The organism is Mycobacterium sp. E2989 (assembly GCF_001667595.1).
Classification (GTDB): Bacteria; Actinomycetota; Actinomycetes; order Mycobacteriales; family Mycobacteriaceae; genus Mycobacterium.
Window position 1 is genome coordinate 107,262 of sequence record NZ_LZJX01000008.1, and the last position, 19,194, is coordinate 126,455.

The window sequence follows — 19,194 nt, forward strand, 5'->3', positions numbered from 1 at the left end:
CTGGCCAACGTCCGCCGACCGCGTCGAAGTTCCCATGGTGATGTCCGGGTCGATTGCAGTTAGATGACGCTATGACCACGATTGAGATCGACACGCCCGAAGGACCGATCGACGCGCTGCTGGACCTGCCCTCGGGCCCGGGCCCGTGGCCCGGTGTCGTGGTGGTTCACGACGCGTTCGGATACGGCCGGGACAAAGAGTCGACGAACAAGCGCATCGCTGAGGCCGGCTATGTGTCGATCACCCCGAACATGTACGCGCGGGGCGGCCGGATCCGTTGCATCACCCGGGTGATGAAGGAGCTGCAGACGCAGCGCGGCCGCGCCCTCTCCGACATCCTGGCCGCCCGCGATCACCTGAAGGCCATGCCCGAATGTTCGGGTCAAATCGGCATCGCGGGTTTCTGCATGGGCGGCCAGTTCGCACTGGTGATGTCGCCCAAGGGGTTCGGCGCCTCCGCACCGTTCTATGGCGCTCCCCTGCCCCGCAACCTCGACAAGACGCTGGACGGGGCGTGCCCGATCGTGGCCAGCTTCGGCGCGAAGGACCCGCTGGGCCGAGGCGCGCCCGAGAAGCTGAACGAGGTCATCGCCAGAAAGAACATCACGGCCGACGTTAAGGTCTATCCCGGCGTCGGGCACAGCTTCGCCAACGATCTGCCCGCCCAATCACTGCTCAGGATCACCGGTTTCGGCTATGACGAGGCCGCCACCGAGGACGCCTGGCGCCGCGTTTTCGCGTTCTTCGGCGAACATTTGGCGAGCGCCTCAACCTAGTTGCGTCAGTTGAGCTTTCGCGACAAGGCGGCGGCAAAGGTGTGGGTGTCGCCGGGCCAACGGGCCGACACGTAGCTGCCGTCGTCGACGACGAATGCGGGCCGCGAATCGGTCGCGGTGTCGCGCGCCATGCCCGAGGCCTTGCGCCGCCAGCCCGGTGAACCGCGCACCACGTCGCGGAAATCCGTTGGATCTGCAAGCGCGCGAGTCACTTCCGCCTGCACCGACATGTAGCGATTCGCCTGGCCGGGTTGCTCGGTGTAGGTGCGGTAGTAGTCCCGGTCCCAGAATCGGGTCACCCGCGTCAATCGCCACGCCAGGCCCTCCATCGCCCACGTCAACGCCGTGGTCTTGCGGCCGTAGAGCACCGAGCGGCCCGTCGCGGGGTCGATGCTGCGCGCGGCGAGCAGCACACCGTGGCAGATGGCGCCCACGACCAGCCCGCGGGCGAAGACGTCCACGACGAGCCGGTGCAGGATGTCGCTGTCTATGTAGCTGCGCATTCCGCGGGCGCGATGGCCACCGGGCAGCAACAGCGCGTCGATGCCGTCGAGACCGGCTTGGGACCAGGCAATCGGATGCTGAAACTCGTTTGACGCCAACATGTCTCGATAGGCGGCGCGCCCGTCCCTGTTGGCCCTGAGCATCAGCCCGATCAGCGGGATGGCGCCGAGCACCGGCAGGGCGGACCAGGCGTTCAGTCCGCGGCCGGTCACCATGATGTCATCGGCCGAGCCCGGCGTGCCGCTCTCGGTGGCGAACACCACCCGATGACCGTCGCGGGTCAGGACGCGCCAGCTGACGGCGACCTCGGTGGGGTCGAAGTCGCGGTCCGGGATGGGGACGAGGACGGTGCCCATGAGGCCCTAGGCCTGTGCCACCTTCAACTCGAGGCCGACGTTGTTCTCCATGCCGCCGCGCAGCTTGCTGACGAAGTTGAACACCTTTCCCACGACGCCGTAGCGCTGCCCGATCGCGTCGTAAACCGCCGCCGTCTGCGACTTGTCGAGGATGGCCGCGGTGCCTTCGACGGCCTCGCTGGTCGGCTTGCCCTGCATCGTGCAGGTGGCCAACGTGACCCGCGGCGTGTTGCGGATCCGCTTGACCTTCCACGACTTTTCCTGGGTGATGACCAGGAGCCGGTCCTTGTCCGGGGCCGCCCAGATCGGCGTCGGCTTGGGCTTGCCGTCCTTGGTGAAGGTGGTCAGCAGGATGTATTGCGCCTTGGCGAGATCGGCGAAGGTGGGTGTCACGCTGTCAACCTACGGCAAATTGGGCGGCGAGCACACGCCTCACCCGTCGCAGCGGGCTCGGTGACCGCTGCGCCACAGACATGATGACCGCGCCCTCCACGGCGGCAACCGCGGTGGTGGCCAGATCGGCGGCCGCCGACCGTTCCATGCCCGCTTCGCGGAGTAACTGGGCCAGCATGCCTTCCCACGTGCTGAATGCCGCCGCCGCGGCATCGGCGGCGGCGGGCGCCTCCCCGCGGCCCAGCGTCGCCGCCACGATCGGGCAGCCGGCCGTGTAGTCGGTGTCGGCCAGCATCGCTTCCCACTTCTGCAGGAAGGCGCCCACCGCTCGCGCGGGATCGGCGTCATTCATGCAGTTCTGGATGGTTCCGGTGAGCTCGGCGGCAGCGGTTTCGGTTGCCGCCTCCACGAGTTCCGGTTTGCCACCGGGGAAGTTCAGGTAGAGCGTTCTGCGCGCCAGGCCCGAGTGGTCGAGTAGCGCCGAGACGCTCGCGCCGGCGACTCCGGCGGTGCGAACGAGCGCAATCGCGCTGGCAATCAACCGCTCCCGTGCAGACATCGACTTTCCTCACCTTCGCAGTTCGGCTCACTCACTTGCGGTAGACCGATCATTCTACTAGATTAGCGCCAATGGTAGACCGACCGATCTACCGCGACGAGGACCGGAGGCTACCGATGTCGAGCAACGCGGACGACACGATCACGACCCGACAGGCCGTCCGAAAATTCCGAAGGGAACGCCTCATCGGGCGTTACGTCGCCAACCCGGTGGTGGCGTTACTCAGCCGGCTCGGCGTCCGGACGACGTTCGCGACCGAGCTCGAAACGACCGGGCGAAAATCCGGGAACCGCCGCCGCGTTCCGGTTGCCGCTAAGTTCGACGATCAAGGAGCCTGGGTGATTTCCCAGCACGGACGACGCTCCGGCTGGGCGCTCAACGTCGCGGCCGACCCGAAAGTGCGTATCCGGCAACGGAACCGGTGGCGTTCCGGCATCGCCCGGTTCGCGCCCGACGATGATCCTGCGAAGCGGGCCCGCACCTTCGCGACATCGCGGCTGTGGTCACCGGTCGTCGCCGCAACCTTCCGCGCCCTGCAGTCCGACCCGATCAGCGTCCGAATCGACTTCACGGACTGACCCCCGCGAGCAGACGCAAAATCGCACGGGAATGGTCTTATTTATGCGATTTTGCGTCTGCTCGCGCAGGGAAACTTAGCCCTCCAGGTCGCCCTCGGTCTCGAGCAGGGCCTGGCGCAGCCCGTCCAGGGTCTCCTGGTCGGGCTGTGCCCACATGCCGCGGCCGGCGGCCTCCAGCAGCCGTTCGGCCATCCCATGCAGCGCCCAGGGGTTGGACTCCGCCATGAACTTGCGGTTCTCGGGATCCAGCACGTAGCGCTCGGTGAGCTGTTCGTACATCCAGTCCGCCATCACGCCCGCGGTCGCGTCGTAACCGAACAGGTAATCCACGGTGGCCGCCATCTCGAATGCGCCCTTGTAGCCGTGCCGGCGCATGGCGGCCATCCAGCGTGGGTTGACGACGCGGGCACGGAAGACCCGCGTGGTCTCCTCGGACAGCGTGCGAGTGCGGATGGCGTCGGGTCTGGTGTTGTCGCCGATGTAGGCGGCCGGCGCCTGGCCGGTCAACGCCCGCACCGTGGCGACCATGCCGCCGTGGTACTGGAAATAGTCGTCGGAGTCGGCGATGTCGTGTTCGCGGGTGTCGGTGTTCTTGGCGGCCACCGCGATTCGCCGGTACTGACGGTTCATGTCGTCGACGGCCTCGCGACCGTCCAGGTCGCGGCCGTAGGCGAAGCCACCCCACGCGGTGTACACCTGCGCCAGATCGGCGTCGTCGCGCCAGTTGCGGCTGTCGATCAGCTGCAGCAGTCCGGCGCCGTAGGTGCCCGGCTTGGAGCCGAAAATCCTTGTCGTCGAGCGCCGCTGGTCGCCGTGCTGGGCGAGGTCGGCCTGGGCGTGTGCACGCACGTAGTTGTCGTCCGCGGGCTCGTCGAGTTCGGCGACCAGCCGCACCGCGTCGTCGAGCATGGTCACCACATGTGGGAAGGCATCGCGGAAGAACCCGGAGATCCGCACGGTCACGTCGATACGCGGGCGGCCCAGTTCGGCCAGCGGAATGGCGGCGAGGTCGACGACGCGCCGCGACGCGTCGTCCCAGACCGGCCGAACACCCAGCAGCGCAAGCACTTCGGCGATGTCGTCGCCAGCGGTGCGCATCGCCGAGGTGCCCCACACCGACAGCCCCACCGATTGCGGCCACCGCCCGTGGTCGTCGCGGTAGCGGGTGAGCAGCGAATCGGCCAGGGCCACACCGGCTTCCCAGGCCAGCCGCGACGGCACCGCCTTGGGGTCGACGGAGTAGAAGTTGCGCCCGGTGGGCAGCACGTTCACCAGACCGCGCAGTGGCGATCCGGACGGGCCGGCGGGGATGAAGTGGCCGTCCAAGGCATTGAGGACCTGGTCGATCTCGGCGGCGGTGCCGGCCAGCCGGGGCACCACCTCGGTGGCGGCGAACCGCAGCACTTCCGCCACCTCGGGGTTGTCGGTGATGCGTTCGGCCGCATCGGGATCCCAGCCGCCGGCCTGTAGGGCCGCGACGAGCTCACGGGCGGCCGCTTCCGTCCGATCGACCACGCCACGCTCATCGGTGCCGTCCTCGGCCAGGCCCAACGCCTGCCGCAAACCCGGAATGGCGTGTTCGCCGCCGAACAGTTGGCGGGCCCGCAGGATCGCCAGCACGAGGTCGAGTTCGGTTTCGCCCGAGGGCTTTTGCCCGAGGATGTGCAGGCCGTCGCGGATTTGCACGTCCTTGATCTCGCACAGCCAACCGTCGACGTGCAGCAGCATGTCGTCGAACGAGTCCTCCGGGGGCCGCTCGGTGAGCCCGAGATCGTGGTCCATCTTGGCGGCCCGGATCAGCGTCCAGATCTGTTGGCGGATGGCGGGCAGCTTGCCGGGGTCCAGCGCCGCGACGTTGGCGTGCTCGTCGAGCAATTGCTCCAACCGGGCGATGTCACCGTAGGTTTCGGCGCGCGCCATCGGCGGGATGAGGTGGTCGACGAGCACCGCGTGCGCCCGCCTCTTGGCCTGGGTGCCCTCGCCGGGGTCGTTGACCAGGAAGGGGTAGATCATCGGCAGGTTGCCCAGCGCGGCGTCGGATCCGCAGGCCGCCGACATCCCGAGGGTCTTTCCGGGCAGCCACTCCAGGTTGCCGTGCTTGCCCAGGTGGACGACGGCGTGCGCACCGAAGCCGGCGTCGAGCCAGTGGTAGGCGGCCAGGTAGTGGTGGCTGGGCGGCAGGTCGGGGTCGTGATAGATCGCCACCGGGTTCTCGCCGAAACCCCGGGGCGGCTGGACCATCAGCACCAGATTGCCCGCTTGCATTGCGGCAATGACGATTTCACCGTCGGGGTCATTGGTGCGGTCCACGAACAGGTCCCCGGGCGGCGGGCCCCAGTGCTTTGTCACCGCGTCGGTCAGCTCCGCGGGCAGCGTGGCGAACCAGTCCCGGTAGTCCTTGGCGGACACCCGAATTGGGTTGCCGGCCAGTTGACCCTCGGTGAGCCAGTCGGGGTCCTGCCCGCCGCGCTCGATCAATGCGTGGATCAGCGCGTCACCATCGTCGGCGTCGACCCCGGGCACGTCGCCCACCCGGTATCCGCGCTCGCGCATCGCCCGCAGCAACGCGACCGCGCTCGCCGGGGTGTCCAGGCCGACGGCGTTGCCGATCCGCGCGTGTTTGGTGGGGTACGCCGAGAACACCAGGGCCACTCGCTTGTCGGCCGCGGCGATGTGGCGCAGCCGCGCGTGCCGAATCGCCAGACCCGCGACTCGCGCGCATCGTTCCGGGTCGGCGACATAGGAGATCAGCCCGTCGTCGTCGATCTCCTTGAACGAGAACGGGACGGTGATGATGCGGCCGTCGAACTCGGGCACCGCCACCTGGGTGGCCACGTCGAGCGGGCTGAGCCCGTCGTCGTTGTCGCTCCACTGGGCCCGAGAGCTCGTCAGGCACAATCCCTGCAGGATCGGAATATCCAGGGCGGCAAGGTGTTCGACGTTCCAGCTGTCATCGTCTCCGCCGGCGGACGCCGTGGCCGGTTTCAGTCCCCCGGCGGCCAGGACGGTGACCACCATGGCGTCGGCGTCGCCCAGTCGTTGCAGCAGTTCGGGTTCGGCGGTGCGCAGCGACGCGCAGTACACCGGCAACGGCCGCCCGCCGGCGTCCTCGATGGCGCGGCACAGCGCCTCGATGTAGCCGGTGTTGCCGGCCAGCTGTTGCGCGCGGTAGTACAGGACGGCGATCGCGGGGCCGTCGCCGACGGCGGCGGGCCGCTCCAGCTCGCCCCACGTGGGGGTGACGACGGGCGGCCCGAACCCGAAGCCGGTCATCAGCACGGTGTCGGACAGGAAGGCATGCAGCTGGCGCAGGTTTTCGACACCGCCGTGCGCGAGGTAGATGTGCGCCTGCACCGCGATGCCGGCCGCGAGCGTGGACAGGCCGGTCAGCTCGGCATCGGCGGCCTGCTCGCCGCTGACCAGCACCGTCGGCACGCCGCTGGCGATCACCGCATCGATGCCGCTCTGCCAGGCGCGGTAGCCCCCGAGGATGCGGACCACGACGATCGCGGCGTCGGACAGCAGGTCGGGCAGATCGGCTTCATCCAGGCGGGATGGGTTGGCCCACCGATAATTTTTTCCGCTGGAGCGGGCGCTGATCAGGTCCGTGTCGGACGTCGAGAGCAGCAGGATGGTCGGCTCAGCCACCCCCTATTCGTACCGGAACGTCCCCGCGATCCGGGCGGCGACCTCCTCGGCGACCCGCAGCGCCTCCTCGCTTTTGCCCGGCTCGTAGCGATCCGCCGCGGCGTCGTAGTCGGCGCCGGCGATGGACCCGTGGTCGGCGGCCAGCTCCACCAGCTCCACCGGCCACCCGACCCGTTGGAGGCTGGCGGCGAACTCCGTGCTGACCGCCACCGGTACGACGTCGTCGCCCAGGCCGTGCAGCAACGTGAACGGCGCGCCGACACGCTCCGGGGAGAGTTCGTCGCTGACGCGCCGACCGAAAATCGGGTCGGGGACCATGAACGCGCCTGCCAAACAGACGGTATGCGCCAACTGCACATCGCCGCTGACGGCCAGCGCCGCCGCCGCCACGCCTCCCATCGACCACCCGACGAGCACGATGGCGTCGGGTTCGGCGGCGTGCTTGCGCGCGAAGTCGAGCGATCCCAACAGGTCCGCGCGGCCGCCGTCCTCGGCGTGGGAGTTCCAGTCCGGCGCCACGACCGCCGCGCCGCGCTCGGCGAGCATGCCGGCGAGGGGCCCGAAAGACGCGCGCGCATCCGTCTGCATGCCGTGCCATAACAGGACCGTGGGCTGCGCCGGATCGCCGTAGACATCGACCAACCGGCCTGGCGCGTATTCGACCGTCTGCATGCGGACGAGTGTGCCCGGCGCGGCACCGATCCAATCCCCGACCCGGAAAAAATTAGTGACGCTCGCGTGCCTTAGCCGGTGTTAGCGTTGTTTGAACGTCAAGAACGACAAGCTGACCCGAGGACGGCCGAATGTCAATAGTTGCCGATGCACTCCGCATGCTCACCAACTTGGGAAACTTCGGATCGCAGTTCATCGGACTGGACGCCAAACTCACGCCGCCCACCTCCGACACCGACGGCGGCAGCGAATACCTGGCAGCCAGCGTGACCGGCATGACCGGCGGTCTGGGAAGCTCATTTACGTCGCGTCAAATTCTCGGCGGGGTATATAAGGCGACCGATTTCGTCACGCAATACGACCGCAACAAAGGGGTCAGAACTAATTTCAGTGACGCGAGATGGGCGAAACATACCAAGTATTTGTACAACCCAAACGACAGGGTGCAGACCGCTTTGCGGGGCAAGCCGGGTTTCAATGTGGCAAACCCTATGCAAGGCCGTACGGGCGCAGCGGTAAATATCCTCCCCTGGACGGCCAGCGTTGTCGGGTACTTGGAACTGCTGACGGGATTCGGCCCTCCTAACGAGGGAAACGATCTGAAAGCGGGTGCGGAACTGTGGGGCGCACTCCACGAACAGCTGAAATCAGCCATTCCTCGCGAGGGCTGGGAAGGAGAGGCTTCTGACGCCTACGCAGCCCAGGTGGCGTTGCTGCGAGACATCGCGCAGACGATGGCGGGTCTGGACGGCCAGCTGGCAGAGATCGTCGCGAATCAAGCGGAATGGGTCACCCACTTTCGCCTAGGCTTCGGGATATTGCTCAACCTGCTTACCGCGGCGATCGCCATTGAGGTCGTCCTGAGAATAGCTTTGGCGTATGTACCGGGCGGACCGGCGTGGGCAGTGGGTTGGGCAATCGCGGCGTCGTCGCTTGCAATGGCTGCTGCCCTCGGCATGCTCGGCGCCTTGACTGGCATATCGGTGGAAAACCGCAATAAGGCGGACCATCTGACCTCCGAGATTGAGCGCCTGGGTGCGGCCGCGGCCCAAATCGCGGTTGAGTCGACCGCCCAGAGCGTGGTGACGGCGGCACCCGAGTCGCGGGTCTCCGAATTCCAAAGTCTTGACGGCCCGTCCGCGACGCTAGCCGCGCCCGGCGGCGGGCAATCCGTCCGGCCAAAGGTGACTGGGCAGGAATCCGAACGCACGCAGACAGGCACGCTCGAGAGTTCCCCGGACGCCAAACGCGACGACACACAATCCGCCGGAATGCCAACCCTCGCGGCATTGATGCAACTGTCGAATCGAGAGGGGAACAACCCGGCGCAATCACCCGGTCGGCAACGGCGCCAGGCGAATTCAACGACCGAAGCGACCCCGGCGGACACCGGCCAAACCCAGGGCGCGGGCTCGGATGCCACCGACCGCGCACCCGTCGAGGCCGCCGGCGATACCAAGCGGACGCCTCAACCGAACCTCGGCACGCAACTTCGCTGACGGCGTGGCCGTACCGTGGACGGATGGCCAGATCGCGTGACACCGACGCCTGCCCGGGTGCGCTGCAGGTGCACCGGGCGGCCGACGGCGCGCTGGCGCGGATCCGGCTGCCCGGCGGCGCGCTGACCGCCGCCCAACTGGCGGCGCTGTCGCGGGTGGCGAGCCAATACGGGTCGTCGACGCTGGAGCTCACCGCGCGCGGCAACGTGCAGGTGCGCGGGATCAGCGATGTGGCGGCCGCGGCCGAGGCGGTCGCCGAGGCCGGACTCTTGCCGTCGGAGACGCACGAACGGGTCCGCAACATCGTCGCGTCCCCGCTCTCCGGCCGGGCCGGTGGAACCGCTGACGTGCGGCCGTGGGTCGCCGAGCTGGACGCGGCGATCCGCGCCGAACCGAGCCTCGTCGAGCTGGGCGGCCGGTTCTGGTTCAGCCTCGACGACGGGCGCGGCGACGTCTCGGGCCAGCGCGCCGACGTCGGCGTGCACGCGTTCCCCGACGGCTGGGCGCTGCTGCTCGCGGGCCGTGACACCGGTGTCCGGCTGGCGGGAGGCGAGGTGGTCGAGACGCTCGTCGTCATCGCGACCCGTTTCGCGACCACACGCGGAACCGCTTGGCGCGTCAAGGAATTGGACGACATAGAAGGCCTGTTGCCGGGTGTCGAACTCGGCGACAATTACTTTCCGCCGGTCACTAGGCCGCCAGTGGGCTGGATCAACCAGAACGACGGCCGAGTGGCGCTCGGCGCCGCGGTCCCGTTGGGTGTGCTGTCGGCACGCGTCGCGGAGTACCTGGCAGCGATCGAGGCGCCGCTGGTGATCACGCCGTGGCGATCGGTGCTCGTCTGCGATCTCGACGAGGCCGTCGCCGACGTCGCGCTGCGGGTGTTGGCGCCGTTGGGATTGGTCTTCGACGAGAACTCGCCCTGGCTGAATCTCAGCGCCTGCACCGGCAGCCCCGGGTGCGCGCATTCGCGTGCCGATGTCCGGGCCGACGCCGCCGGGGCGCTGGACGCGGATTCGGGAGTGCACCGTCACTTCGTCGGCTGCGAGCGCGCCTGCGGCAGCCCACTGGCCGGCGAGGTGCTGCTGGCGACCGGCGACGGATACCGCCCGCTACGGTGAGCGGGTGCTCGACTACATCCGCGACGCGGCGGAGATCTATCGCCAGTCGTTCGCGGCGATTCGCGCCGAGGCCGACCTGGCCCGGTTCCCGGACGACATCGCCCGGGTGGTGGTCCGCCTGATCCACACCTGCGGGCAGGTCGACGTCGCCGAGCACGTCGCCTACACCGACGACGTCGCCGCCCGGGTCGGATCCGCGCTGCGCAACGGCGCCCCGGTGCTGTGCGATTCGTCGATGGTGGCGGCCGGGATCACCGCGGCGCGGCTGCCCGCCGGCAACGAGGTGGTGTCGCTGGTCGCCGATCCGCGCGCCCCCGAGCTGGCCGCCCGGCGCCAGACCACCCGGTCGGCGGCCGGGGTGGAGCTGTGGGCCGACCGGCTGCCCGGCGCCGTGCTGGCGATCGGCAACGCGCCGACCGCACTTTTCCGGCTGCTCGAGCTGATCGACGAGGGTATCGCCCCGCCGGCCGGGGTGCTGGGCGGCCCGGTCGGATTCGTCGGGTCGGCACAGTCCAAGCAGGAGCTCATCGACCGCCCGCGCGGGATGTCGTACCTGGTGGTGCGGGGCCGCCGCGGCGGCAGCGCGATGGCCGCCGCCGCCGTCAACGCGATCGCGAGCGACCGCGAATGACCGGCCTCGCAAACCACAGAGGCACCCTCTGGGGGGTCGGGCTCGGGCCCGGGGATCCGGAATTGGTGACCGTCAAGGCCGCCCGGGTGATCGGCGAGGCCGACGTGGTGGCCTACCACAGCGCGCGGCACGGTCGCAGCATCGCGCGCGGCATCGCCGAACCGTACCTGCGGCCCGGCCAGATCGAGGAGCACCTGATCTACCCGGTGACCACGGAGGTGACCGATCATCCCGGCGGCTACGCCGGGGCGCTCGAGGACTTCTACGTCGAGGCCGCCGCGCGCATCGCCGCGCACCTCGACGCGGGCCGCAACGTGGCGCTGCTCGCCGAGGGCGACCCGCTCTTCTACAGCTCCTACATGCATTTGCACACCCGGCTGACGCAGCGCTTCGATGCCGTCATCGTGCCGGGTGTGACGTCGGTGAGCGCCGCCTCGGCGGCCATCGCGACGCCGTTGGTGGCCGGCGACGAGGTGCTCTCGGTGCTGCCGGGCACGCTCCCGATCGCCGAATTGACCCGCCGCCTGGCCGACGCCGACGCCGCGGTGGTGCTCAAACTGGGCCGCTCGTATCACGCTGTGCGGGAAGCCCTTTCGGCATCCGGACAGCTTGACGACGCCTATTACGTGGAACGGGCCAGCACGGCCGGACAGCGCATCCTGCCCGCCGCCGAGGTCGACGAAACGGGCGTGCCGTACTTCTCGCTGGCGATGTTGCCGGGCGGGCGACGCGGGCGGCAGCCGACAGCCGGCACCGTCGCGGTCGTGGGTCTGGGCCCCGGCGGCAGCGATTGGATGACCCCGCAGAGCCGGCGCGAGCTGGCGAGCGCGACCGACCTGATCGGCTACGGCGGCTATCTGGACCGCGTGCCGGTGCGCGACGGGCAACGGCGCCACCCCAGCGACAACACCGACGAACCGGCGCGGGCCCGGCTGGCCTGCGCGCTGGCGGAAGAGGGCCGGGCCGTAGCGGTGGTGTCGTCGGGCGATCCCGGAGTCTTCGCGATGGCCACCGCGGTATTGGAAGAGGCCAAAGAATGGCCGGGCGTGCGGGTCCGCGTCATTCCGGCGATGACGGCCGCGCAGGCCGTGGCGAGCCGGGTCGGCGCGCCGCTGGGTCACGACTACGCGGTGATCTCGCTGTCCGACCGGCTCAAGCCGTGGGACATCATCGCCGAGCGGCCGGCCGCCGCGGCCGCCGCCGACCTCGTGCTCGCGATCTACAACCCGGCGTCCAAGACGCGCACTTGGCAGGTCGGCGCGATGCGCGACCTGCTCTTGGAACACCGCGAACCCGCGACGCCGGTGGTGATCGGCCGCAACGTGTCCGGACCCGACGAGGACGTCCGCGTGGTGCGGCTGGCCGACCTCGACCCCGCCACGGTGGACATGCGCTGCCTGCTGATCGTCGGCTCGTCGCAAACGCAATGGCACGCAAGCGATTTCGGTGATCGGGTGTTCACCCCGCGGCGGTACCCGAGTTAAGGTCTAGTCTTCGCTCCAGCTGCTCGGCATCATCGGCACGCTGGGGCCGTCGCTTAACCGGTCGCGCGTCAGCGTCGCCAGCCCGGCGGGCCGGGCGACACCGGATCGCGCTGCGGCCCCGGCGAATCCGAGCGGTCCGCCGCCCTGATCCGAAGCGCGCACCGCGGCCGGATCTTCGTCGTCGACAGCCTCCTGGTCCAGGTCCATGAATTCGTAGCGGTACGCGCGGTCCGTGGCCGCACCGGGGCGGCGCCGACGGGCCCGTGCCTTCTTTTTGGCATCTGCCGCCGCCGCGGCCGCGGCCGGCGCGTCGACGTCGTCGGGCGCCGGCTCCTCGGTCTTGCGACGCGCCCGGCCGCTGGCGGTGCCGCGCGCCGCCAGGCCCGAAAGTCCCACGGCGTACAGGGCATCGGACATCCCCGCGCCGATCCCGTCGGTGGCCGTGGGGCTGAACCCCGACCCCGGCCCGCCGCCGCCCGGTCCGCCGGCGGAAGGCGTGGCCACGGTCGAGGCGGGCGCGCTGGACACCGTCTGGACATGGCTGATGCCGGCGGGGGCGGTCCCGAGGGTCGGTGCCGGCGCGGAGGCCATCGGCGCCGGCGCGGGCGCAGCCGCCGGCAGCGGTGCGGAGACCGCGAGCGGGGCCGCGACGCTGACCGCGGTGACGGCCGCGGCCGCGCCCCCTGCCGCGGCGCCGGCCAGTAGGGAAACGGCCATCGGTGCGAGCACGACCGCCATCTGGATGGCGGCTTGCATGAAGGGCCAGAAGATCATCAGGGTGTGGAAGATGGCCCAGCCGAGGGCGCTGGAGAGGGCCGGCGAGAAACCCAATTGGCCGAAGAACGAGGCGAGGCCGTTGACGAACGGCACCGGTGGGAACGGCCAGCCACCCGGGTTGAGATCCTTAGACACCGGCCACGCGAAGTTCTTGGTGTACTGCTGCAGCCACGCCGTGAGCTGGTCCTGCCAGGACGGGTAGGTCTGGGTGGCCTGCTGTTGGGTGTCGGCGGCTTGCGCCGCGGCGACGCTCGCCTCCGCGCCCGGGGTGACGATGGGCGGCGCGGGCGTGGACGCGGGAACCGCCGCGAGGGCGGACTCGGCCACCACCTGGTAGGTGGTCATGGTCTCGGCGGCCTGCAGCCACATGCGCGCGTAGTCGGCCTCGTTCACCGCGATGGGAATCGTGTTGATGCCGAAAAAGTTCGTCGCCACCAGCGCCGCGTGGGTCGCGTGGTTGGCGGCGAGCTCGGGCATCGTCGGCATGGTGGCCAGCGCCGCCGTGTAGGCGCCGGCGGCCGTCTCGTGCAGCGCGGCCGCGGCCGCGCTGTTGGCCGAGCTCTCCAGCAGCCAGGCCAGGTACGGGGCGTGGGCCGACACGTACTGTTCGGCGCTGGGCCCGCCCCAGGCACCGCCCTGCACGGCGGCCAGGAGCGCGCCGAGTTCGTCTGCGGCATCGGTGTATTGGCTGCTCATCGACGACCACGTCGCCGCAGCGGCGAGCAGCGGCCCGGGTCCGGGGCCGCTGCTCAGCAAGGTCGAGTGCACTTCAGGCGGGAAGGCGATCCAGATCGGGGCGGTCATCGTCGGTGGCCTGCGGGCACGAACACGAATACCTCTTCGGTGGGTGGGCTGGGGCTAGGTACCTTCAGTGGTCGGTTTGTTGGACGGATTAGTTCCCCCGGGTTGATTTCGGGTGCTCTTTGCGCGCGGACCGGGCATGCGCAACGATGCAGTGATGCGGTGTGACGCGGCGCGTGAGGCGCTTTCGGCTCGACTGGACGGCGAACGTCCCCAAGCGCTCGCGCAGCAGGTCGACGCGCATCTCGAATCGTGCCGCCGGTGCCGTTCGTGGCTGATCGGCGCCGCGGTGCAGACCCGCCGGATGGCCTCGGTCGAGCCCGGCGACGGACCGGACCTCGTGGCAAAGATCATGGCGAGCATCGGCGAGGAATCGTCGGGACGGCAGCGCCGGATGCGTTGGCTGCGTGCGCACTACCGGCGGTGGGGCCTGATCGCTGTCGGGTTGTTCCAGGTGGCGATCGCCGCCGCGCAGATCAGCGGGATCGATTTCGGCATGGTGTCGGGTCACATGCACGGCGCGATGTCGGGTGAGCACCTGATGCACGAGTCCACCGCCTGGTTGCTGGCGTTGGGTTTGGCGATGGTCGCCGCCGGCGTGTGGCCCGTCACCGCGATTGGGGTGGCGGCGATTACGGGCGTCTATTCGGTTGCGCTCCTGGGCTACGTGATCGTGGATGCCTTCGCGGGCGAGGTGACGGCGACGCGCATCGCCAGTCACATGCCCTTGCTGTTGGGCCTCGCGTTCGCGTTGCTGGTGGCGCGGGAGCGGGTGCGATCGGACCGATCGGGCGCCTCCGAAGGGACGGACGACGCCGGTTGGCGACCGGAGGCTCCCACCGGCCGACGACGCGCCCACCTGTGGCCCATCAACCGGTCCGCCGTCGACCCCGCCGCAGCCGCTACGACGGGCCGTCGTAGACTCAGTGAGCCCGCGAAACAAAGGTGGTTCGCCATGATCGCGTCAAGCGATGACGAGGCCGTTACCGAACTCGCGTTGGCCGCCGCACGTGGAAGTGACCGTGCGCTCGAGGCATTCATCAAAGCCACCCAGCAAGACGTGTGGCGGTTCGTCACGTATCTGTCGGATGCGGGCAGCGCCGACGACCTGACACAGGAGACCTTCCTGCGGGCGATCGGTGCCATCGAACGGTTCTCCGGGCGTTCGAGCGCCCGGACCTGGCTGCTCGCGATCGCGCGCCGCGTCGTCGCGGACCACATCCGCCACGTCCAGTCACGGCCCCGCGCCGCGCTGGGCGCCGACCCGGAGCACGTGCTGCGCGGCGACCGGCACGCCCGCGGATTCGAGGACCTGGTCGAGGTCACCACGATGATCGCCAGTCTCACCGCCGAGCAAAGGGAAGCCCTGCTGCTCACCCAGTTGTTGGGGCTGCCCTACGCCGACGCCGCGGCGGTTTGCGGTTGCCCGGTGGGCACCATCCGATCCCGCGTCGCACGCGCCCGCGACGCGCTGCTGGCCGCCGACGCCGAGCGCGACGACCTGACCGGCTAGCCCAAACCCGTCACCCAGTCGGTGGCCTGCTCGACGCTGCCCACCACCGTCACGCCGGCCGGTAGCGGCGGCCGCGCCACCATGACCACCGGAATACCCTGTGCCGCAGCCGCGTCCAGCTTCGCGCGGGTCATGTCCCCACCGCTGTTCTTGGTGACCAACGCGTCGATGCGGTGTTCTCGCAACAGCGCCAGCTCGCCGTCGTAACGATACGGGCCGCGGGACAGCACCAGGTGGTGTCGGCGCGGCAGGGACGACGGCTCGGGTTCGGTGACCGCGCGGATGAGAAACCACGCGTCGCTGTCCGCGAAGGCCTTGGTTCCCGAGCGTCCGGTGGTGAGAAACACCCGCGAAAACGATTGTCGCGCGACGGCTTCCGCGGCCTGGCTGTCCGATTCGACCACGATCGCCGAGCCCGGGTCCCAGGCCGGACGAGCCAGCACCAGGTGCGGCATCTTCAGCTCAGCGCAGACGGCGGCGGCGTGCGCCGTCATCGTCGCCGCGAACGGGTGGGTCGCATCGATCACCGCGTCGATGCGTTCGTCGAGGAGCCAGCGCCGCAGTCCGTCGGGGCCGCCGAAGCCACCGATGCGTACCGGGCCGACCGGCAGCGCGGGGTCGGGCACCCGCCCGGCCAGCGAGCTGACGATGTCGATGTGCGGGTGCAGGCCTTTGGCCAGTGCGCGACCTTCGGCCGTGCCGCCGAGCAGCAGCACGCGCATCAGTGCCTGCTCCCCCGCGTGCGCCCGGTCGAATACAGGTAGCTGTCCGTGAACCCCTCGGCGGCGAGCACATCGCCGATGATGATCACCGCCGTCTTGCTGATGCCGGCCCGGCGCGTCTGTTCGGCGATGTCGGCGAGTGTGCCGCGCAGCACCACCTGCTGCGGCCAGGTCGCGAATGCCACGACGGCACAGGGTGTTTCGGGCCGGTAGCCACCGTCGAGAAGCTGTGGCACGATGGCATCGATCTGGGCCGCGGCCAAATGCAAGACCAGTGTGCCGCCGGATCGGGCGAGGGTGGCGAGGTCTTCACCGGGCGGCATGGCCGTCGACAAGGTGGCGACCCGGGTCAGGGTCACGGTCTGCGCGACGCCGGGAACGGTTAGCTCGCGCTTGAGCGCGGCCGCCGCCGCGGCGAAAGACGGTACGCCGGGCACGATTTCGTAAGCGATCCCCAGCGCGTCGAGCCGTCGGCATTGCTCGGCCAGCGCGCTGTAGATGGACGGGTCGCCGGAATGCAGCCGTGCAACGTCGTGGCCGGCGGCGTCGGCGTCGGCGAGCTCGGCAACGATCTGGTCCAGCGTCAGCGGGCCGGTGTCAACGACTTTCGCCCCGGGCGGGCACGCCGCCAACAGGTCGTCGGGCATGATCGAGCCCGCGTACAAACACACCGGGCAGGACCCGAGGAGCCGCTGGCCGCGAACGGTGATGAGATCGGCCGCACCCGGGCCGGCACCGATGAAATACACCGTCATTTGGTCATCGCCCACTGCGTGACGGGCATCTGTGGACGCCAACCGGTGAAGCCGCCGAGCGGCTCGCCCCGATAGTGTTGGAAGCGGTGCAGGTGTCCCCCGAGTCGCGAATACGCCTGCGCGAGAGCCGCTTCGGATTCGGCGGTGACCGCGTTGGCGACCAGGCGGCCGCCCGTCGGCAAGTTGTCGAGGCAGGCGTCGAGCAGTCCCGGCTGGGTGAGGCCGCCACCGATGAAGATCGCCGACGGTGGGTCCAGTCCGTCGAACGCCGCCGGAGCATCAGCACGCACATCGATGCCGGCGCCGAAATGGGCGGCGTTGAACTCGATGTTGTCGCGGCGTCTTTCGTCCTGCTCGAATGCGACCGCGGTGCAGCCGCGCCAGCTCAGGCACCACTCGACGCTGACGCTGCCAGAGCCCGCGCCGACGTCCCAGAGCCGCTCGCCGGGGCGCGGTGCCAGCGCCGCCAGGGTCACCGCGCGGATCCCATGTTTGGTGATTTGCCCGTCGTGCGCGAACGCGTCGTCGGGCAGCGGCGACAGGCGTTCGTCGGGCAGGTAGCGGATGGCGATGACGTTGAGGTCGTCGATGTCCGATGGCGCGCCGTCGGCCCATTCGCGCGCGGTGCCGTCCCGGCGATGTTCGGTTTGCCCGCCCAAGTTTTCGAGGATGGTCAGGACCGATTCGCCGCGGCCATGCGCGTCGAGTAGCACAGCGACCTCGTTGGGTGTGGCGCCGCTCTTCGACAGCACGATCGCCTGGCCGCCGCGGCGTATCGCGGTGTGCGTCGGCGCGGTAACCAGGCTGATCACCTCCGTGTCGTGGGCGTTCCAGCCCATTCGCGCGCACGCCAATGTCACCGAGGACACGTGCGGCAGCACGCGCACCTGATCGGGGCCGTGCAGCCGGATCAGCGTCCCCCCGATGCCGTGCAGTAGCGGATCGCCGCTGGCCACCACGTGCACGTCCCCCGCGTGGTCGTCGAGCAACGTCTGCAGCGCGGGCAGCATCGGCGAGGGCCACTGCCGCCGGGGCGCCGTAACAGTGTCGTCGAGCAGGTCGAGTTGCCGTTTCGATCCGTAAATTGTTGTAGCCCTGCGCAATTCGTGACACGACGACTCCGCGAGCCCCGCCATGCCGTCGGCGCCGATTCCGACAACGATTATCATCGCGGCATCCTGCGCCATAAAAACTGCGGCACCACCCGCATTACGGCCGAGGCGGGACCCAGCGCCCACGGGATCCACACGGAGCGGCGGCCTTTGGCCAGCGCCCGCGCGGTCGCCGCGGCCACCTGCGCCGGGGTGCTGGACAACGGCGCCGGCTCCATGCCCTCCGTCATGCGCCCGATCACAAAGCCGGGCCGGGCGATCAGCAGTCGGATCCCGGTGCCTTGCAGCGCGTCGGCCAAGCCGCTGGCGAACCCATCGAGACCGGCCTTCGCCGAGCCGTAGACATAGTTGGCGCGGCGCACCCGCGCGCCGGCGATCGAGGAGAACACCACCAGTTGGCCTTGGCCGGCTTCGCGCATCGCGCCGGTCAGATGGGTGAGCATGCTGACCTGGGCGACGTAATCGGTGTGCACGATGGCCACCGCGTGCGCGGCGTCGGTCTCGGCGCGGGCCTGGTCGCCCAGGATTCCGAAGGCCAGCACCGCCGTGGCGATGGGCCCGTGCTCCGCAACGACCGAGGTGACCAGCGGGGCGTGCGACTCCAGGTCGTCGGCGTCGAACTCCTTGGTGTGTACCGCCGTCGCGCCGGCGGCTTGGAGGGTGGCGACCTCCTCGTCGAGTTGGTCGGCCTTGCGCGCGGCGAGCACCACCGTCGCCCCCGGTGCCAGCAGCCGCGCCAGCTCGACGCCGATCTCGCTGCGGCCACCCAGGATTAGTACTGGGCCCGCGCCCGTGTCGCCCACGGCTGCGATTATGACCTGCGCTAGCGTGGGCGGTGATGGCGAATACCACTACGCGGCTCACGGACGATGCGCTGGCGTTTCTGTCCGAACGGCATCTGGCCATGCTGACCACGCTGCGAGCCGACAATTCACCGCATGTCGTGGCGGTGGGATTCACCTTCGACCCCAAGACGCACATCGCCCGGGTCATCACCACCGGCGGCTCGCAGAAGGCGGTGAACGCCGACCGGGGCGGGGTGGCGGTGCTCAGTCAGGTCGACGGCGCGCGGTGGTTGTCGCTGGAGGGCCGATCGAAGGTCAACACCGACGTGGATGCCGTCCGCGACGCGGAGTTGCGTTACGCCCAGCGCTATCGCACCCCACGCCCGAACCCGCGCCGGGTGGTCATCGAGGTGCGGGTCGAGCGGGTGCTGGGTTCGTCGGGCTTGCTGGATCGCGGCGAGGATTAGCTTCCGCCAGCGCTTTATTTATCCGCGTCGGCTTGCATCGC

The 19,194-nt window shown here is 69.6% G+C and carries 18 protein-coding genes and 1 pseudogene; 9 read left to right on the forward strand and 10 right to left on the reverse strand.

All coding sequences use genetic code 11. The features are described 5' to 3' along the window. Positions 1–71: 71 nt before the first annotated feature. Positions 72–776 carry a dienelactone hydrolase family protein gene (locus A5680_RS02685; protein ID WP_067815840.1) on the forward strand — a complete coding sequence of 235 codons (705 nt, stop codon included), beginning with the start codon at positions 72–74 and terminating at the stop codon, positions 774–776. A gap of 5 nt (positions 777–781) precedes the next feature. On the opposite strand, the gene A5680_RS02690 is transcribed toward A5680_RS02685, so the two are convergent. Genes A5680_RS02690 through A5680_RS02700 form a run of 3 tightly spaced genes read right to left on the reverse strand, consistent with a single transcriptional unit; the run spans position 782 to position 2,588 of the window. Beyond that, on the reverse strand, positions 782–1,636 hold the full coding sequence (locus A5680_RS02690) for a type 1 glutamine amidotransferase domain-containing protein (protein WP_067815843.1): 855 nt from the start codon (positions 1,634–1,636) through the stop codon (positions 782–784). A gap of 6 nt (positions 1,637–1,642) precedes the next feature. Continuing rightward, positions 1,643–2,029 (reverse strand): PPOX class F420-dependent oxidoreductase, encoded by a 387-nt coding sequence (locus tag A5680_RS02695; RefSeq protein ID WP_067815847.1) that lies wholly within the window; start codon positions 2,027–2,029, stop codon positions 1,643–1,645. 4 nt (positions 2,030–2,033) lie between these two features. Further along, positions 2,034–2,588 (reverse strand): TetR/AcrR family transcriptional regulator, encoded by a 555-nt coding sequence (locus A5680_RS02700; RefSeq protein ID WP_067815850.1) that lies wholly within the window; start codon positions 2,586–2,588, stop codon positions 2,034–2,036. Between the two features lie 71 nt (positions 2,589–2,659). Between A5680_RS02700 and A5680_RS02705 the strand changes: the two genes are divergently transcribed. Continuing rightward, positions 2,660–3,166 carry a nitroreductase/quinone reductase family protein gene (locus tag A5680_RS02705; protein WP_231977547.1) on the forward strand — a complete coding sequence of 169 codons (507 nt, stop codon included), beginning with the start codon at positions 2,660–2,662 and terminating at the stop codon, positions 3,164–3,166. Positions 3,167–3,241: 75 nt separating this feature from the next. Here A5680_RS02705 and cobN read toward each other — a convergent pair whose 3' ends face one another. Then, positions 3,242–6,814 carry a cobaltochelatase subunit CobN gene (cobN, locus tag A5680_RS02710; RefSeq protein WP_067815853.1) on the reverse strand — a complete coding sequence of 1,191 codons (3,573 nt, stop codon included), beginning with the start codon at positions 6,812–6,814 and terminating at the stop codon, positions 3,242–3,244. 3 nt (positions 6,815–6,817) lie between these two features. Then, a complete protein-coding gene (locus A5680_RS02715; protein ID WP_067815856.1) occupies positions 6,818–7,486 on the reverse strand; it encodes a S9 family peptidase in 669 nt (222 codons plus the stop codon). A 158-nt stretch (positions 7,487–7,644) separates the two neighbouring features. Here A5680_RS02715 and A5680_RS02720 point away from each other — a divergent pair, with 158 nt between their 5' ends. From A5680_RS02720 to A5680_RS02735, 4 genes are read left to right on the forward strand one after another with little or no spacing between them, the layout of a single operon-like run. Next, positions 7,645–8,985 (forward strand): EspA/EspE family type VII secretion system effector, encoded by a 1,341-nt coding sequence (locus A5680_RS02720; RefSeq protein ID WP_067815858.1) that lies wholly within the window; start codon positions 7,645–7,647, stop codon positions 8,983–8,985. Between the two features lie 23 nt (positions 8,986–9,008). Further along, positions 9,009–10,106 carry a precorrin-3B synthase gene (cobG, locus tag A5680_RS02725; RefSeq protein ID WP_067815861.1) on the forward strand — a complete coding sequence of 366 codons (1,098 nt, stop codon included), beginning with the start codon at positions 9,009–9,011 and terminating at the stop codon, positions 10,104–10,106. Between the two features lie 4 nt (positions 10,107–10,110). Further along, entirely contained in the window at positions 10,111–10,737 is a 627-nt protein-coding gene (locus A5680_RS02730) for a precorrin-8X methylmutase (protein ID WP_067815864.1), read from the forward strand. Continuing rightward, entirely contained in the window at positions 10,734–12,221 is a 1,488-nt protein-coding gene (locus tag A5680_RS02735; RefSeq protein WP_067815867.1) for a precorrin-2 C(20)-methyltransferase, read from the forward strand. Before A5680_RS02730 ends, A5680_RS02735 begins: the two co-directional genes overlap by 4 nt. Positions 12,222–12,224: 3 nt before the next feature. Here A5680_RS02735 and A5680_RS02740 read toward each other — a convergent pair whose 3' ends face one another. Further along, positions 12,225–13,802 carry a PPE family protein gene (locus tag A5680_RS02740; RefSeq protein WP_067815870.1) on the reverse strand — a complete coding sequence of 526 codons (1,578 nt, stop codon included), beginning with the start codon at positions 13,800–13,802 and terminating at the stop codon, positions 12,225–12,227. 154 nt (positions 13,803–13,956) lie between these two features. Between A5680_RS02740 and A5680_RS26155 the strand changes: the two are divergent. Both A5680_RS26155 and sigC read left to right on the forward strand, forming a co-directional pair. Next, positions 13,957–14,574: pseudogene (locus tag A5680_RS26155) on the forward strand (DUF2275 domain-containing protein); the annotation flags it as partial. Positions 14,575–14,754: 180 nt separating this feature from the next. Beyond that, positions 14,755–15,312 (forward strand): RNA polymerase sigma factor SigC, encoded by a 558-nt coding sequence (gene sigC, locus A5680_RS26160; protein ID WP_231633729.1) that lies wholly within the window; start codon positions 14,755–14,757, stop codon positions 15,310–15,312. Here sigC and A5680_RS02750 read toward each other — a convergent pair. From A5680_RS02750 to A5680_RS02765, 4 genes are read right to left on the reverse strand one after another with little or no spacing between them, the layout of a single operon-like run. Further along, positions 15,309–16,037 carry a cobalt-precorrin-6A reductase gene (locus A5680_RS02750; protein WP_197499719.1) on the reverse strand — a complete coding sequence of 243 codons (729 nt, stop codon included), beginning with the start codon at positions 16,035–16,037 and terminating at the stop codon, positions 15,309–15,311. The genes sigC and A5680_RS02750 overlap by 4 nt on opposite strands. Beyond that, complete coding sequence (cobM, locus tag A5680_RS02755) at positions 16,034–16,789, reverse strand: precorrin-4 C(11)-methyltransferase (protein ID WP_067815876.1); 756 nt, start codon at positions 16,787–16,789, stop codon at positions 16,034–16,036. Before cobM ends, A5680_RS02750 begins: the two co-directional genes overlap by 4 nt. Then, positions 16,786–17,958 (reverse strand): bifunctional cobalt-precorrin-7 (C(5))-methyltransferase/cobalt-precorrin-6B (C(15))-methyltransferase, encoded by a 1,173-nt coding sequence (locus A5680_RS02760; RefSeq protein ID WP_067815946.1) that lies wholly within the window; start codon positions 17,956–17,958, stop codon positions 16,786–16,788. The genes cobM and A5680_RS02760 overlap by 4 nt, the downstream gene beginning before the upstream one ends. Then, entirely contained in the window at positions 17,955–18,704 is a 750-nt protein-coding gene (locus A5680_RS02765) for an SDR family NAD(P)-dependent oxidoreductase (protein WP_067815878.1), read from the reverse strand. Before A5680_RS02765 ends, A5680_RS02760 begins: the two co-directional genes overlap by 4 nt. Positions 18,705–18,739: 35 nt before the next feature. Here A5680_RS02765 and A5680_RS02770 point away from each other — a divergent pair, with 35 nt between their 5' ends. Continuing rightward, a complete protein-coding gene (locus A5680_RS02770; protein WP_055399415.1) occupies positions 18,740–19,153 on the forward strand; it encodes a F420-dependent biliverdin reductase in 414 nt (137 codons plus the stop codon). Positions 19,154–19,194 lie beyond the last annotated feature (41 nt).